Origin of the sequence: Sphaerisporangium fuscum (assembly GCF_018531465.1) — a bacterium.
Lineage (GTDB): Bacteria > Actinomycetota > Actinomycetes > Streptosporangiales > Streptosporangiaceae > Sphaerisporangium > Sphaerisporangium fuscum.
This window is the reverse complement of the sequence record NZ_JAHDTF010000014.1, coordinates 190,696-205,655: the sequence shown is the minus strand read 5'-3', so window position 1 is coordinate 205,655 and position 14,960 is coordinate 190,696. Positions and strand designations below refer to the sequence as shown.

14 protein-coding genes are annotated in these 14,960 nt (G+C 71.3%); 8 read left to right on the top strand and 6 right to left on the bottom strand.

All coding sequences use genetic code 11. The features are described from left to right. Positions 1-197: 197 nt before the first annotated feature. Complete coding sequence (locus tag KIK05_RS18670) at positions 198-1,187, bottom strand: hypothetical protein (RefSeq protein ID WP_214412007.1); 990 nt, start codon at positions 1,185-1,187, stop codon at positions 198-200. Between the two features lie 47 nt (positions 1,188-1,234). Beyond that, positions 1,235-2,527, bottom strand: coding sequence for an MFS transporter (locus KIK05_RS18665; RefSeq protein WP_308249990.1), 1,293 nt, complete (start codon positions 2,525-2,527; stop codon positions 1,235-1,237). Positions 2,528-2,999: 472 nt separating this feature from the next. Between KIK05_RS18665 and KIK05_RS18660 the strand changes: the two genes are divergently transcribed. Continuing rightward, complete coding sequence (locus tag KIK05_RS18660) at positions 3,000-4,178, top strand: erythromycin esterase family protein (protein ID WP_214412005.1); 1,179 nt, start codon at positions 3,000-3,002, stop codon at positions 4,176-4,178. A gap of 107 nt (positions 4,179-4,285) precedes the next feature. Here the strand turns inward: KIK05_RS18660 and KIK05_RS18655 are convergent, their stop codons facing one another. The 3 genes from KIK05_RS18655 to KIK05_RS18645 form a co-directional block, all read right to left on the bottom strand. Continuing rightward, the gene (locus KIK05_RS18655; protein WP_214412004.1) at positions 4,286-5,485 is read right to left on the bottom strand and encodes an NAD(P)/FAD-dependent oxidoreductase; all 1,200 of its coding nucleotides are present in this window, start codon (positions 5,483-5,485) and stop codon (positions 4,286-4,288) included. 93 nt (positions 5,486-5,578) lie between these two features. Further along, positions 5,579-6,523: an RNA polymerase sigma-70 factor gene (locus KIK05_RS18650; RefSeq protein ID WP_214412003.1), complete on the bottom strand. Its 945-nt coding sequence runs from the start codon at positions 6,521-6,523 to the stop codon at positions 5,579-5,581. 102 nt (positions 6,524-6,625) lie between these two features. Further along, the gene (locus KIK05_RS18645) at positions 6,626-7,972 is read right to left on the bottom strand and encodes a DHA2 family efflux MFS transporter permease subunit (protein ID WP_214412002.1); all 1,347 of its coding nucleotides are present in this window, start codon (positions 7,970-7,972) and stop codon (positions 6,626-6,628) included. Between the two features lie 153 nt (positions 7,973-8,125). On the opposite strand from KIK05_RS18645, the gene KIK05_RS18640 reads away from it, so the two are divergent. The 5 genes from KIK05_RS18640 to KIK05_RS18620 all read left to right on the top strand — a co-directional run bounded on the left by KIK05_RS18640 (position 8,126) and on the right by KIK05_RS18620 (position 11,888). Continuing rightward, on the top strand, positions 8,126-8,455 hold the full coding sequence (locus KIK05_RS18640; RefSeq protein ID WP_214412001.1) for an ArsR/SmtB family transcription factor: 330 nt from the start codon (positions 8,126-8,128) through the stop codon (positions 8,453-8,455). Between the two features lie 79 nt (positions 8,456-8,534). Then, entirely contained in the window at positions 8,535-9,095 is a 561-nt protein-coding gene (locus KIK05_RS18635; RefSeq protein WP_308249989.1) for a DinB family protein, read from the top strand. A gap of 55 nt (positions 9,096-9,150) precedes the next feature. Next, positions 9,151-9,984, top strand: coding sequence for an amidohydrolase family protein (locus tag KIK05_RS18630; RefSeq protein ID WP_214412000.1), 834 nt, complete (start codon positions 9,151-9,153; stop codon positions 9,982-9,984). 8 nt (positions 9,985-9,992) lie between these two features. Then, on the top strand, positions 9,993-10,352 hold the full coding sequence (locus KIK05_RS49700) for an ArsR family transcriptional regulator (RefSeq protein WP_443729124.1): 360 nt from the start codon (positions 9,993-9,995) through the stop codon (positions 10,350-10,352). 318 nt (positions 10,353-10,670) lie between these two features. After that, positions 10,671-11,888, top strand: a complete 1,218-nt coding sequence (locus tag KIK05_RS18620; RefSeq protein WP_308249988.1) for a glycosyltransferase — start codon at positions 10,671-10,673, stop codon at positions 11,886-11,888. A 221-nt stretch (positions 11,889-12,109) separates the two neighbouring features. Here the strand turns inward: KIK05_RS18620 and KIK05_RS18615 are convergent, their stop codons facing one another. Continuing rightward, a complete protein-coding gene (locus KIK05_RS18615) occupies positions 12,110-13,003 on the bottom strand; it encodes an NADP-dependent oxidoreductase (RefSeq protein WP_250562999.1) in 894 nt (297 codons plus the stop codon). 70 nt (positions 13,004-13,073) lie between these two features. Here KIK05_RS18615 and KIK05_RS18610 point away from each other — a divergent pair, with 70 nt between their 5' ends. Both KIK05_RS18610 and KIK05_RS18605 read left to right on the top strand, forming a co-directional pair. Continuing rightward, the gene (locus KIK05_RS18610; RefSeq protein WP_214411998.1) at positions 13,074-13,661 is read left to right on the top strand and encodes a TetR/AcrR family transcriptional regulator; all 588 of its coding nucleotides are present in this window, start codon (positions 13,074-13,076) and stop codon (positions 13,659-13,661) included. A gap of 103 nt (positions 13,662-13,764) precedes the next feature. Next, positions 13,765-14,658, top strand: coding sequence for a methyltransferase domain-containing protein (locus KIK05_RS18605; RefSeq protein ID WP_214411997.1), 894 nt, complete (start codon positions 13,765-13,767; stop codon positions 14,656-14,658). Positions 14,659-14,960: the final 302 nt, after the last annotated feature.

Genomic DNA, 14,960 nt, shown 5'->3' with positions numbered 1-14,960 from the left:
GGCGACGGCGCCGGGCCTCACGGTCCGGCGCCGCCGAATGCGGGATGGACGGACACGGGGCGGGGTCCTGGTGCGCGGCACTGAGCACGGCCGGCTGGGCGGTCCGATCGGCGTGCTCGGCCGCGATCGCCCACGCCGGTCTGGTCGTCCGAGCAGAGGGGGCAGCTCGTCACACGTCGACGGCGCGTGGCATTCGTCTACGACACCTGGCCCGTCCCGTGTCGGTCCATGAGCGCCTGGCGCACCTGCCGGAGCCTCGGCAGTCCGTCCACGACCGCCCCGGCCCTCTGCCGCATCGCCGCCGGCGTGCCGACGCCGAGCTCGTCGAGCAACTCTTGCAGGGCGGCGGTGCCGTAGGGGGCGAACGTCAGACACCGTGCGAAGGTGACGACGATCCACCAGATCGCCTCCCGGTGCAGGCCCTGCTCGATGAGCTCCCGGGTGCCGTCGATGGAGATCTGCCGGGCCTCGGGGGTGAGGTCGCTCCCGTACGGCCGTGCCAGGTCGTACGGGACGCGATCGTAGACGTCGGTCAGCCGTTCCAGGTGAACGCCGGCCCGAGACCTGGAGAGACGCGCGCACCCGAGCCAGTCGAGCAACTCCTCGTGGAACCCGGCTTCGCCGTACTCCGTGAGGACCTCTCGGGCCGCCACGTAGCGGCGGCGAACGGTCGGGTTGACGCCGGCGGCCGTCAGGACCACCAGCGTCGGCAGGCTGGCCGGGAATGCCCAGGAGAGCACCCGTTCGGCGAGGGGCAGGCTGGTGTCGAACCGGGTCAGGCCTTCGATGCGGTCTTCCAGTGCCGCGCATCGTGCGCGGACCCAGTACGGGCGGGCGAACTCCCGTGCCACGGCGGTCTGCAGGGCGGTGAGCGACCCGTCCGGATCGGCGACGACGACGCCTCTGCTCAACCCGGGTGCCAAGGCCGGCGAGGCGAGCACCTGCTCCGCCGGCTGCAACGCGCCGTAGCTGACCTCCAGCAGCAGCCCCTCGTGCCGGAACTTGCCCAGCTTGGGCGGGACCTCACCTCTCACCATGATCATCAGATCGACGTCGGAGGTGACCGGAAGCTCCGCCTCGACCGGTTGCCAGGCGACCGAGCCGCTGATGTAGGCGCCCGCGAAGCCGGGAACCTGATGGTCCGCCACCCAGCGCGCCGCCACCGCCCGCGCTTCCCCGATCTTCATCGTTCGAATCTAGGGGAGGCCGGCCACCGCTACAACCGATCGCCCCCCTACCGGCCGTACAGCCGCTCGCCGCCTACGCGGCGCGGGGAAGGGACGGCTCGCCGGACGACAAGCGCGGCGGTGAGGCACATGGCTCCCGCGACGGCCATCCCGGATGAGGGGCCGAGGGCTGCCATCACCCCGGTGGCTGCGGCCAGGGTGAAAGTCTCCAGGCTCATCCGCGTCGTGCTGAACAGCGCGGCGCCCGCCCCTCCGCGCCGGGAGGGCACGTGGTTGAGCGCCTGCCCGTCCGGGACACCCTCGGTCAGCCCGAGACACAGCCCGATGACCCCGGCCGCGACGAGAAGGACGCCAGGGGCGTCGGTCACCTGGAGGACGACGGCGGTGACGGCGCAGGCGAACAGCGCGCCCGTCACCAGCTGCCGTGCCAGCCGGCGCGCGAGCCGGGCGGCGAGAAGCGGAAGAACCGTCGATGGCACGGTCAGCAGGCCGAGCATGACCGCCGTCTCGCCCGGGCTCATGCTCTGGGCGGAGCCGAGCCGAGGGAGTACGGCCAGCCCCACCACGAGCATCCCCATGAAGGCGCCCGTCGCCACGGCGTACGCGCGATAGGCCGGGATCCGCAGCAGGTCCAGGGGGATCGCGGGTTCGGGTGCGCGCCGCTCCACGCGGACGAGGCCGGTGGCGCCGGCCACGGCGACGAGGATGAGCCCACCCGGCCCCCACCAGGGGACGCCGGCCCCGAAGCCCATCCCCAGTGCGGTCACCGCGGCGGCGACGGTCACCCCGAACAGGGCGGCCCCGGCAAGGTCGAAGCTCTCGGGCGGCTCGGGACTGCGAAGGCCCGGAAGCCCGAGCGTGGCCAGGGCCGCGACGGCGGCGACCGCCCCCGGGGCGACGAAGACGAGGGGCCAACCCCCGACGGCCATGAGGGCCTGGGCGACGACCGGCCCCAGCGCCAGGCTGCCGCCCAGCACGGCGCCCGCGTAGCCGTACACCCGGCGCCGCTCCTCCGGCGGGTACACGGCCAGGACCATCGACGATCCACCGGCGGCGCACATCGCCGCCCCGACGCCCCCGGCCGCGCGAAGCGCCACCAGGGACGGCAGGTCCGGAGCCAGCGCGGACAAGGCCCCGGTGGCCGCGACGACGATGTTGCCGACGGCGAAGAAGCGGGTGCGGGCGAGGCGATCCGCTGACGCCCCGGCCAGCAGTAGAGCTGCGGCGAAGAGCCCGTTGTAGGCGAGGACGATCCATGGCCCCAGGGCGACCGCACCCCGCAGGTGGGCGGTCACGTCGGGGACGGCGGCCGTCGCGCCGGTGATCGCGAGGGGGAACACGGCCGTGGAGATGAGGTCGGCGACAAGGACACGCCGACGTTGACGAGCAGACAAGGCGAACATGAGTGCGCTCCGGAACAAGGGGAATCCGAGCGCCACGAAGGCGCTCCTGGCCAGAGGTCAGGAGCGACGGCGAGGACTGGGGTTTCGCGCCGCCGCTCTCAGCGACGGCGCACCTTGTCCGTTTCAGGCACGAGTGGATGCTAGCAGCGGCCCACGGCCGGATCACTCGGGGCTGATGAAGCGGCATGTGCCTCGGTCGCGGGGCCTGGAGCAGCCGGTCAAGCGCGACGGCGGCCGGCCGCCCGCATGCCGGACGACCTCCGTCCCGGCCCCGCTGTCTCGTGGTTCCGTGCTCGCGCGCCAGGTGCAGTGACCTGGTGGATGCATCCTCGATTGAGGGTTCGGGCGATGAAAGCAGGGATTTCTCGCGCAAAGTTTGTACCGAAAGTTCAACGATACCGTTGAAGGCATGGATATCAAGAACACGGCCCGGCCGCTCGACGGCGCGGGTGTCTCGGCGTTCCTGCGGTCGCTTCCCGCCCGGCCCCTGCTGCTCGGCCTGGGCGAGGCCAGGCACTTCGTGGGGGAGCTGGGCGAGGTGCGCAACGAGATCTTCCGGCATCTGGTCGAGCACGAGGGCTACCGGTCGTTCGCCATCGAGAGCGACTGTCTCATGGGCCTCGTCGTGGACGACTACGTCAGGACGGGGGTGGGCACGCTCGACGACGTCATGGAACGCGGCTTCAGCCACGGCTTCGGCGCCTCACCCGCCAACCGCGAGCTCGTGCGCTGGATGCGGGCGTACAACGAGGAGCACGACGAGAAGCTGCGGTTCTTCGGGTTCGACGGCCCTCTGGAGTACTGGGCGGCGAGCCCGCGCCAGGCGCTCACCGGCCTCTACGCCCTCCTCGACGGGCCGTTTCCCTCCACTGTGGTGACCAGGGAAACCCTCGACACCCTCCTGGGCCCGGACGATGGGTGGGCGAACGAGGCCGCGGCCATGGATCCGTCCCGGTCGATCGGCCGGTCCGCCGACGCGCAGCGGCTGCGAATGATCGCCGACGACCTGGTGGCGCTGCTCGACACGCAGGCGCCGCAGCTGAGCGCGGAGGACAGGGAGCTGGCGGAACTGTACGGGCGCACCGCCATCGGCCTGCTGCGGTACCACTACTGGATGGCCGACGCGTCCCCGGCACGGTGGACCCGGCTGTCGGCCCTGCGGGACGCGATGATGGCCGCCAATCTGCGTGCCGTCGCCGAGCACGGCCCGGCCCTGGTGTTCTCCAGCAACCTCCACCTGCAGCGGAACAAGACCCTGATGCCGTTCGGCGACCAGCAGCTGGAGTGGTGGAGCGCGGGAGCGATCACCGCGGCGCACCTCGGCGACCGGTACGCCTTCCTGGCCTCGGCCTTCGGCACGGCCCTCGACGACACCCCGCCTCCGGACACCGTCGAGGGTGCCCTGTCGGCGCTCCCGTGGGACCACTCTCTCGTCGACGTCCGCCGCCTGGCCGAGGCCATCACGAAGCCCACCCCCCGCGTCTCCCAGGATTTCGCCTATTTCCCGCTGGACCCGGCCCAGCTCGACCTGATCGACGGCATCGTCTTCCTCAAGCAGGTCGTCTGGAGCGGGCCCAGCCCGACATGACCGACGTCATCGTCATTTGACGCGCCGGCGGCCTGCCGCCGCCGCAGGGGCGGGCACCCGATCGTCGATCCATCCGGCTCGCCGCCGCCGGCCGATCCGACGCCCCTCTACGCCGGCGCCTGGACGGCCGAGCCCGCCCTGGCCTGCTCCCACGTGACGCGGCGGCGCCGGGCCGGCAGGCCGAGCGTCGGGTTGGCGACGCTCCAGGCGGCACTCTTGCAGATCACTTCCTTGTAGACGGCGGCGAGCCGTCCGGTCAGGACCGCCTGTACGGCGCGGTCGTCGGCGGTGACGTACTGGATCAGGCCCTCCTTGCGGCCCAGCGAGATGCACTGGTTGAGGTAGCGGATCGACGTGTTGGGGAGCTTCCGGCCGGTCAGGCGCGCCGCGATCGCGTCGGCGGCCTGCCAGGCGGTCGGGGTTCCCGAGGCGCACGACATCCGCAGCGGCTTGTCCCCGGGGCCCATCACCATGGCGGCGTCGCCGACGGCGTACACGTCCGGGTGCGAGACCGAGCGCATGGTCCCGTCCACCGCGATCTGACCGGTGGCGCTGACCTCCAGGGCGGTCGCCCCGGCGATCGGGTGGACCGCGAAGCCGGTGGTCCACACGGTCACCGCCGCCGGGATGGCCCTGCCGTCGGCGGTGACGACGCGGTCGGCTTCGACGCCGGTGACGACGGTGTGCTCGTGAACGGTGACCCCGAGCTTGCCCAAGACCTTCCACAGGTGCTCGCGGCCCTTGGGCGAGAGCCAGTCGCCGAGGCCGTCACGGACGGCGAGGGCGATGTGGAGGTCCGGGCGGGCCTCGGCGAACTCGGTCGCGGCCTCCAGGCCGGTGAGGCCGCCGCCGACGACGACCACGGTCCGCCCGGCGTCGAGGCGGGCCAGGCGTTCGCGCAGCCGGAGTGCTCCGGCGCGGCCGGCGATCTCGTAGGCGTGCTCGACGGTCCCGGGGACGCCCTGGGCGTTCCAGCCGCTGCCGAGGGCGTAGACGAGCGTGTCGTAGGGGAGGAGCTCCTCGGCGCCGTTCCCGTCGGTGACGGCGACGGTCTTGCGCTCGACGTCGACGCCGGTGACCTCCGCGAGCCTCAGCTGGACACCGGTGCCCGCGAACATCTCGTCCAACGGCCGGGGCTTGAGGTCCTGGCCGGCCGCCACCTGGTGCATGCGGACGCGTTCGACGAAGTCGGGTTCGGCGTTGACGAGGGTGATGGCGACGTCCTCACGGCGGAGCCGCTTGGCGAGGCGACCGGCGGCGATGGCTCCGGTGTATCCGGCTCCGAGGACGATGATGCGGTGCCGCATTTCCTTGCTCCTGTCTTGCGCGGGTTCGCCACCTGAACCGGGCGGCCCGCCGTTTCCTGACAGGAATGCGATGTGAAGCACGTCACATCGCGCTCACAAGGCGTCGAACAGGGGCTCTCCGTGGTCGCCGGCCGCCCAGCGCGCGGTCGCGCGTTCGAGCTTGTCGGGGTTGACCTGGCTGCGGCAGGCGGCGATGCCCTCGGCCGTGATCTCCAGGCACATGATGCCGACGACCCGGCCGTCCACGACGGCCACGACGGCGGGTTCGCCGTTGACGGTCCAGGCGTGGACCTCGGGCGCGCCGCCGATCAGGGCGTGCTTGGCCTCGGTGGGTTTGAACAGGCCCCGGAGGAACTTCGCGACCGCGACGGCGCCCTCGAACGCCTTGGCGCGGGCCGGGACCTTCCCGCCGCCGTCACCGATCGCGATGGCGTCCCCGGTGAGCAGGCGTACGAGCGGCTCGGTCCGGCCGCTGGTGGCGGCCGCCAGGAACTCCTCGACGATCCGCCGCGCGGCGGCCTGGTCGATCCGGGTGCGGGCCTTGCCGTCCGCGACGTGCCTCTTGGCGCGGTGGAAGATCTGCTGGCTGGCGGCCTCGGTGATGTCGAGGATCTCGGCGATCTCCCGGTGCGGGTAGTCGAACGCCTCCCGCAGCACGTACACCGCCCGCTCGTTGGGGGAGAGGCGCTCCATGAGGATGAGGACCGCGTAGGAGACCGATTCGCGCTGCTCGGCGGTGTCGGCCGGGCCGAGCATCGGGTCGCCCGCGAGCAGCGGCTCGGGAAGCCATTGCCCCACGTAGGTCTCGCGGCGCGCCCGCGCGGAGGTGAGCTGGTTGAGGCACAGGTTGGTGAGGACCTTCGTCAGCCAGGCCTCGAGGACCTCGATGTGGTCGACGTCGGCGGCCTGCCAGCGCAGGAACGTCTCCTGCACGACGTCCTCGGCCTCTCCGGCGGAGCCGAGGAGGCGGTAGGCGATGGCCTCCAGGCGCGGCCTGGAGGCCTCGAACCGGTCGACGGCGTCCGCGGTCAGGGGCATGGCCGGATCCTAGCTCGCCAGGCGCGTGGTCATGTTCCCTGCCGGGCGCCATCGGGCGGGCCAAGTGGGGGAGTCGGTGGAGTGCGCCCGCCACGCGGCGGCCTACGCGGGCTTGGACCTCGCCAGCCACAGGCCGGTGAACACGGCGGTGGCCAAGGTGACGACGCCGGCCACGACGAAGGCGCTGTCGAGGCCGGCTTCGAAGGACGCGCCACCCGATTCCCGGGTGCGGACGACGGCTCCGAGCACCGCCACGCCGAGCACCGCGCCTATCTGCCGGGTGGTGCTGCTGATGCCCGACGCGAGACCTCCCTCCTGCGGGCTGACCGCCTGGATGGCGGCGCCGGTCAGCGGGGACATCGTCAGCGCGAAACCGACGCCGACGATCGCCAGCCGCCACCACACGTTCCCGTAACCGGTGTCCGCGTGCACGAAGCCCAGCGACAGCAGCCCCAGCCCGGCCAGCGCCAAGCCGATGGTCACCACGATCCGGAAGCCGTACCTGGCGGCCAACCGGCCCGCGTACGGGCTGACGATCACCATGGCGAGGGAGGCCGGCAGGGTCTGCAGACCGGCGCGCAGAATCGAACTGCCCTGGACGTACACGAAGAACTGGGAGAAGAAGAAGGACGACCCCATGAGCGCGAAACCCACCACGACCATCGCCGTGTTGGACACCGTGAACAGCCGCTGCCGGAACAGCCGCAGCGGCAGCATCGGCGTCGAAGTGCGTCCCTCGACGATGACGAAGACGGCGAGGATCACCACCGCGGCGGCGAAGCCGCCCAGGATCACCGGCGAGGTCCAGCCACGGGAACCGCCCTCGATCAGCCCGTAGGTCAGCGCTCCCACGCCCAGGACGGACAGGACCGTCCCCGGGACGTCGATCGCCGGCGCGTTCGGGTTGCGGGACTCGCCCAGGACGCGCAGACCGGCCAGCAGCAGGACCGCGCCGATGGGCACGTTGACGAGGAAGATGGCGGGCCAGCCGAAGGCCTCCACCAGGATGCCGCCGGCCAGCGGTCCGGCGGCCAGGCCGATCCCGCTGAATCCGGCCCACAGCCCGATCGCCTTGACTCGTTCCTGCGGAACCGGGTAGGCGGCGGCGAGCAGGGCCAGCGAGGCGGGGCTCAGCGCCGCGGCCCCGACGCCCTGCACCACCCGTCCGGTGATCAGCCAGCCGATCGAGGGCGCGACGGCGCACAGGACGGACGCGGCGGTGAACACCGCCACGCCGGTCAGGAACACTCGCTTGCGGCCGAAGCGGTCGGCGAAGACGCCGCCGGACAGCAACAGCATGGCGACCAGGAGCACGTAGGCGTCGACGATCCATTGCAGGCCGGTCAGCTGGGTGTGCAGTCGCTGCTGCATATCGGGTAGCGCCGCGCCGACGATCGTGCTGTCGAGCAGCACCATGAACTGCCCCAGGCAGGCTACTGTGAGCAACACCGCCCGGTTCGATCGGATGCCTACGGTTTGAGGTTGTCCAGCCTTCGTGGTGCTTTCGTGCGCGGTCAACGCCGGTCCTCTCGCGATGCGGATGCTTCCGCGGCCAATAGTTCCATAATCCCGAACTATCGAAGCAACTGGTATCGTAGAGGCATGCGACCGCTACCCCAGCCCGAACGCCGGTCATTGACGCTCGCGCCGGTGCTGCACGCGCTCGGTGATCCGGTGCGCCTGGAGCTGGTGCGACGGGCCTGGGGCAATCCCGAGTCGACCTGTTCGGCGCTCGCCGACGGTCTCGACGTGCCGGTGTCGACGCTGTCCAACCACTTGCGGATCTTGCGCGAAGCCGGGCTGATCAGCATGACCGTCGACGGCAGACACCGGCGGGTCCGGCTACGCGCCGACGATCTGAGCGACCGCTTCCCGGGGCTGCTCGATCCGATCCTGCGCCTCACCGCAGCCGATTCGCCGGACAACGGGTAGTCGGCAACGCTCGTGGCGATACGGCCGGTGCCTGGATAATCGCTTGCGCGCCGGGTCGCTGATCAGCATCGTGAGCACGGTGAGCGACGTACCCGAGCGATGGACCCAGGCCAGCGTCTACCCCGACATGTGGGCCGACCCGGACGAGGATCCCCGCAACAATGCGGCAGCCAGCCCCGACGGTGAATTGGCGACGCTGCAGGACTACCTGAGGGACTATCGGCTGACCCTGCAGATGAAGTGCGAGGGGTTGGATCCGGAGCAGCTGGCGCGCCGGTCGGTGCCACCGTCGACCATGTCCTTGCTGGGCCTGGTCCGCCACCTTGCCGAAGTGGAGCGCGGCTGGCGCGGCTGGATCCTGCCAGGAGACCCGGCGCCGAAGCTGTACGGAGCGCGTGATGCCGACTTCGACGGAGCCGTTGGGGAACAGGCGGTGGTCGACGGCGCGTTCGCCGATCTCGCTCGTGAACAGGCGGAGACCGATGCCCTGCTGGCCGAGTATCCGGATCTCGGCGTGCGGGTCGGCCGGGACGCCATCGCCGTCCGGGAGCTGTGGGTACACCGCGTCGAGGAGTACGCCCGCCACTGCGGGCACGCCGATCTCCTGCGGGAATGCATCGACGGCCGGGTAGGGCAGTAGCGGGCTCGTCCGCTTGAGCACCCATGATCGTTTCTGGCGCGGATCGGAGCCACACGTGGAATTCCTCGACGCACATGCCCACTTGTGGCAGGTGAGTGAGCACAACTGGTATCCGGCGCTGCGCACCACGCGGCCCGAGCTCTACCGGGACCACCTCCCGGCCGACTACCGTGCCGGCGCCGCCGGCGCCGGAGTGCGCGTCGCCGGCCTGGTCCACGTGTCGGCCACCTCCGCACCCGGCGCGTTCATCGACGAGACGCGATGGCTCGACCGGCTGCACGCGGAATCTCCCGCCTGGCCGTCGGCCATCATCGGCTCCGTCGACCCGCAAGCCGGCCCGGACGTCCTCGACGAGCAGTTGCGCGTCCAGGAGACCAGCCCGGCCTTTCGCGGCGTACGGGTGTTCTCCGGGCTGGACCCGCGCAGCGAGACGACTGCGACCCTGTTGCGGCTGCTGGCCGAGCGGAATCTGCTGCTGGACCAGATCATCCGCTCCGCTGAGGCCGATGCCTACGCCGCGGCGCTCACCGGTTCTCCCGGCACCACCGTCGTACTGGAACACGCCGGATGGCCCGAGCGGGACCTCCGCCAGTGGCGCGAGGGCGTCGCCCGGCTCGCCGCACTGCCGCAGGTCGTTTGCAAGCTCTCCGGGTTCGGGGTGGCGCTGGGCACCCTGGACGTCACGACCCTGCGTCCCTACGTCGAGACCTGTCTGGAGCTGTTCGGCGTCGAGCGCTGCTTCTTCGGCAGCAACTTCCCGGTGGACGGGACGGCGGGCACCTACACCCAGCTCATGGACGCCTACCAAGCCGTCACCGCAGGACTCGGCCCGGCCGAGCGCCGGGCGCTGTTCATCGACAACGCCGTCCGCTGCTACAAGATCGGTTAGAGCGGCTGTTGTCGCTGATCGCCTCCCATGAGGGCGGGGAGGCGTGCGTGTGTGACCTGATCGGCCCGTTCGGCGTTTCCCAGCCGACCATCTCCCACCACCCGAAGGGGCACGTCGCCCTCGACGACACCGGCCGCGTACCCGGGTGGGCCGCCGCGGCGCTCATGGTGCCGCTTCGACTGATGGAGACGTGGGCTCACGGGCAGGACGCCTTCGACGCGCTGGGTGTCTCCCGCCGTCCGACGGGCCGGCTCCGGCATGTGGCCCTGCTGGGAGTGCTCCAACGCAGGTCCCGAGCCGAGACCGACCTCACGGCAGTCGGCGAGGACGCGCAGAAGTGGCTCGACATCGCTCGCGTTTTCCTCTGAACGAACATCGCTCCGAAGACGCGGGATTTCGTCAATCGCGATCCTTTTATAGAACGGCTCTTTCGCGGCCGATGGTCGGTTCTGCCGACTGAGGTCGGGCACATCGGGCACCGAGGCCGACTCGGCCCGGGTGCACCAGGCGAGAGGGGGCTACCTGCCGGGCGGCGAAGCAATGAAAAAGGCAAGGGGGAAAATCGACCCCTTACCATTACCAACATATAACACACGGGGGGCCTTGCCACAAGGCCCCGGTCATACCCCACAATCACCCTTCGATCCCGGAACATACGGAAAGTGGGGGCCGCGGAATTGCGCCTCGTGTTGGTGACCTACGGGTCGCGAGGGGACGTCGAGCCGATGACCGGGCTGGCGCTGCGCCTACAGGCTCTGGGCGCCGAGGTGCGGGTGTGCGCGCCGCCGGACTTCGCGGAGCTGCTCGACGATGTCGGCGTGCCGCTGACTCCCGTCGGCTGGCCGATCCGCGCACTGGCGACGGGAACGATCCCCGGCAAGGCGAAGGCGGGCCTGTCCGATATCGCCGCCGAGCTGACCGCCATGGCCTACGAGGCGGTCACCGGGGTGGCCGAGGGCTGCGCCGCGGTGGTGGCCACCGGCTCGCTCCCGGCCCTGGCCGGTACGCGGACGGCGGCCGAGAAGCTGGGCGTGCCCTATGTGTTCACGTCCTTCTCCCCGTGTTACCTGCCGTCGTCGCATCACCCGCCTCTCCGCCGGCCGGGCCAGGTGATCCCCCCTGAGGTGACCGACAACCGGGGCCTGTGGGACCTGCACGCCGAGCATCTGGAAGCCCTGTTCGGTGACACGATCAACACGCACCGGACCTCGATCGGCCTGCCGCCGGTGAGCGGCGTCCGCGACCACGTCTTCACCGACCACCCGTTCCTGGCGGCCGACCCGGTCCTCGGCCCGTGGCGGCGGACGCCGGAGCTCGACGTGACGCAGACCGGCGCGTGGATCCGGCCTGACGAGCGCCCGCTCCCGGCCGGCCTGGAGGCGTTCCTGGCCGCCGGCGCGGAGCCGGTGTACGTGGGCTTCGGCAGCATGCTGGTGCGGGGCGCGAACGCGCAGGAGGCCTCCCGGGCCGTCATCGACGCGGTCCGGACGCAGGGGCGCCGCGTCCTGCTGGGGAGCGGCTGGGCAGACCTGGCCCTGATCGACGACCGGGACGACTGCTTCGTCGTCGGCGAGGTCAACCATCAGGCGCTTTTCCGCCGGGTGGCGGCGGTCGTGCACCACGGCGGCGCGGGCACCACGACGACGGTGGCCCGCGCCGGGGTGCCGCAGGTGATCGTGCCTCAGGTCGCGGACCAGCCGTACTGGGCGGGCCGGGTGACCGAGCTGGGCATCGGCACGGGACACGACGGTCCGACGCCGACCGCCGAGTCCCTGTCGGCCGCACTGAAGATCGCCCTGGCCCCCGAGACCGGTGCCCGCGCGGCCGCCGTGGCCGAGACGGTCCGCACCGATGGGGCGGAGCTGGCCGCGAAGCTTCTGCTCGGCCTGTCCGAATCCCCGTAGCCCCCGTACGAAAGGTGTACATCCCCCTTCGCGGGAGCCGGATCACCGGTCGTGGGGGCGGCGCTTGCAGGAGGTCGGACGTGACTTCGATCGGCCCCTCGGCCCCCGGATCGAACGGCGCCGGTGGCGGGGCCTTTCGCCGCTGAGCGACCGAGCCAGGCCCGGTCCGACGGCCTCGCCGCGTTGGCGAGGCCGTCCTTGATCCCGGCCAGCGCGAAGGCTCAGACGACCATGACCCGGCGCCCGCGCGTGTGACCGGCATGGCTGTCGATGTGCGCCGCCGCGGCCTCGGCGAGCGTGTACGACTTCTCGACCGGGATGTGGAGCTTTCCCTGCGAGATGAGGCGGGCGGCCTCGGCGAGCGCTTCCGGCACGCTCCCGGCCACGCCGGAGAACCGGACACCGAGCTCCGGCGCACCGAGATCGGCGATGGAGATCACTTTCTGCGGATCCCCGGTCAGCTCGACGAGCTCGCGGATCACGCCCGAGCCGGCCAGGTCGAGAGCCGCGTCGACGTGGCCGAGCCGCCGCACCCGCTCGACCCAGCCCTCGCCGTACGTCGTGGCCACGGCACCCAGGCTCCGCAGATAGTCCTGGTTCGCGGCCCCGGCCGTGCCGATCACCGTGATGCCGCGGTCGCGGGCGATCTGCAGCACCGCCGATCCGACTCCGCCGGACGCGCCGCTGACCAGCAGCGTCTGCCCGGGCCGCACCCCGACCTGGCTGATGACGCGCAGCGCCGTCTCGACCACCGAGGGGTACCCGGCCGCCTCCTCGAACGTCAGCCCCTCGGGCATGTGGGCCCAGGCCGACAGCACGGCGAACTCGGCATAGGTGCTCGAACCTTCGCCGAACACGTGGTCACCGACCTCGACCCCTTCGACGCCCTCGCCGACCTCGTCCACCACCCCGGAGGCGTCCAGCCCGACCCCGGCGGGCAACTCGATCGGATGGGCCTTCAGCACCTGGCCTTCGCGGATCCTCCAGTCGACGGGGTTCACGCCGGCCGCCCGCACGGCGATGCGTATCTGACCAGGGCCCGCGTGGGGCTCCTCGGCGTCCACGAGTTGGAGGACGTCCGGACCGCCGAACTCGGCGAAGCTCACTTTCTTCATGCGGCCGACCGTAACACTAACGGTTAGCTTTTTGAAACTGATCTACCTTTGTACCTGATAGCATCAGAGCATGACCATGCCGCCCGGCCGCCGTGAGCGTAAGAAGGCCGCGACCCGCCAGAAGATCGCTGACGCCGCCCTGCGGCTCTTCCTGGAACGCGGGTACGACGCGGTGGGCATCCGTGACGTGGCCGCCGAGGCCGACGTGGCCGTCACCACGCTCTTCTCCCATTTCGCCTCCAAAGAGGCCCTGGTGTTCGAGCAGGACGAGAACTTCGAGCAACGCCTCACGCAGGCGGTCACCGGCCGGGCGCCGCACGAGCCGCTCATCCCCGCGCTGCGCCGAGAGATCCACGCCCTGGTGCGACATTGCACGGCCGACGGCGCCGCTCCGATCTGGCGCATGGTCGACGAATCACCCGCCCTGCGGGAGTACGAGGAGTCGATGAGGCTGCGCCACGCGGAGTCGCTGGCGACGGCCATCACCGCCGATCCCGACCTGCCGGCGACCACAACCGCCTGCCGCACGATCGCGAGGTTCGTGATCGACGCCTATTCGCTGGCCCGTGAGGCGGCCGATCCGGAGGCCGCGGTGGACGAGATCTTCCAGATGATCGAGGCGGCCTGGGGGACCGCGACCGCCGGACAGGCTCCGTGAAGCGGCATTGATCATGAGGGTGCTCGCGGGGTTCGCCGGCTGTGTGAGATATCCCTCTCCCCTCGTCGTGGCGCTGGTGGTCCGGTGAGGTGACCATGTAGTGATGACCTCCTCGCCCCGCCCGCCGCATGTCGGTGACCGACCGGATCCGACAGGCGGGACTTCCGCGCTCGTTGGAGAGCCCGCTCCCGCCCGCGGGTACCTGCTGGACAACGCGCGCGCCGAGGCGGGCGAGCGATTCGTTTGGCTGGCCGAGCTGTTCGACGGTGTGACACGGGGGTACTTCGATCGCCTGGGGGTCAGGGTCGGCTCGCGCTGCTGGGAGGTGGGGGCCGGTGGCCGCAGTATCCCGGAGGCGCTGGCAGCGGCCGTCGGTCCGACCGGGTACGTGCTGGCCACGGACATCGACCCGTCGTGGCTGAAGGCAGGCGGCGGGTACGAGGTGCGCCGGCACGACGTCGCCGCTGATCCGCCCCCGGAGCCGGGGACGTTCGATCTGGTGCACGCCCGGCTCGTGCTGGTCCATGTACCCGACCGCGCTCGGGCGTTGGCCACGATGGCGGCGGCGCTGCGGCCCGGCGGCTGGCTGCTGGTCGAGGACGCCGATACCGCTCTGCAGCCACTGGCATGCCTGGACGACAGCGGCCCGGCGCAGCGGCGGGCCAACCGGCTGCGCGACTCGGTCCGGGAGCTGCTGAGGCGCCGCGGCGCGGACCTGCGCTACGGCCGGACACTGCCGCGGGCATTGCGTGAGGCCGGCTTGGTGGATGTCGCCGCGGCGGGCTTTTTCCCGGTCGGCGGGCCGGCCTGCGACAGGCTGGAGGCGGCGACCATCCGGCACGTGCGCGGCGAGCTGCTCGCGGCCGGCCTGGCCGACGACGCCGAGATCGACGCGCACTTGGCCGCCATCGACGCGGGCGAACTCGACCTGACACTCGCGCCGCTGATCTCGGCCTGGGGACGCCGTCCGGCCGAACACCCGCCGGCACTCGGTTAGGCGCGGATCCAGGCATCGTCCGACCTGGCCACAGCGCTGTTCGCCGAGGAGATTTCCGGGCCGCATAGGGCTTGCCGCTGGCCGGCCGGGATCGGCCGCTGCACTGGGCGATCAGCCAGCCATATCCGCCCGATCCTTGCCCTAGTACTACGGGACCTCACCTCGACATCGAGGGTGTGCCCGGCACGAACACGTCCCCTGGATCGCCCCGGCCCGTCCGGCCTGACGAACGGCCCGGTGTCAGCGGCTTGACCGCTCAGAAATCCTCCGCCACGTCGTCAGCTCTGGTAGCCCCTCGCCAT

Bases quoted from the DNA above. Each gene is read 5' to 3' on its own strand.
- KIK05_RS18650 (WP_214412003.1), bottom strand. From the start codon at position 6,523: ATGCCCCTGACCGCGGACGCCGTCGACCGGTTCGAGGCCTCCAGGCCG.
- KIK05_RS18655 (WP_214412004.1), bottom strand. From the start codon at position 5,485: ATGCGGCACCGCATCATCGTCCTCGGAGCCGGATACACCGGAGCCATC.
- KIK05_RS18610 (WP_214411998.1), top strand. From the start codon at position 13,074: ATGACCATGCCGCCCGGCCGCCGTGAGCGTAAGAAGGCCGCGACCCGC.
- KIK05_RS18660 (WP_214412005.1), top strand. From the start codon at position 3,000: ATGGATATCAAGAACACGGCCCGGCCGCTCGACGGCGCGGGTGTCTCG.
- KIK05_RS18615 (WP_250562999.1), bottom strand. From the start codon at position 13,003: ATGAAGAAAGTGAGCTTCGCCGAGTTCGGCGGTCCGGACGTCCTCCAA.
- KIK05_RS18640 (WP_214412001.1), top strand. From the start codon at position 8,126: ATGCGACCGCTACCCCAGCCCGAACGCCGGTCATTGACGCTCGCGCCG.
- KIK05_RS18605 (WP_214411997.1), top strand. From the start codon at position 13,765: ATGACCTCCTCGCCCCGCCCGCCGCATGTCGGTGACCGACCGGATCCG.
- KIK05_RS18670 (WP_214412007.1), bottom strand. From the start codon at position 1,187: ATGAAGATCGGGGAAGCGCGGGCGGTGGCGGCGCGCTGGGTGGCGGAC.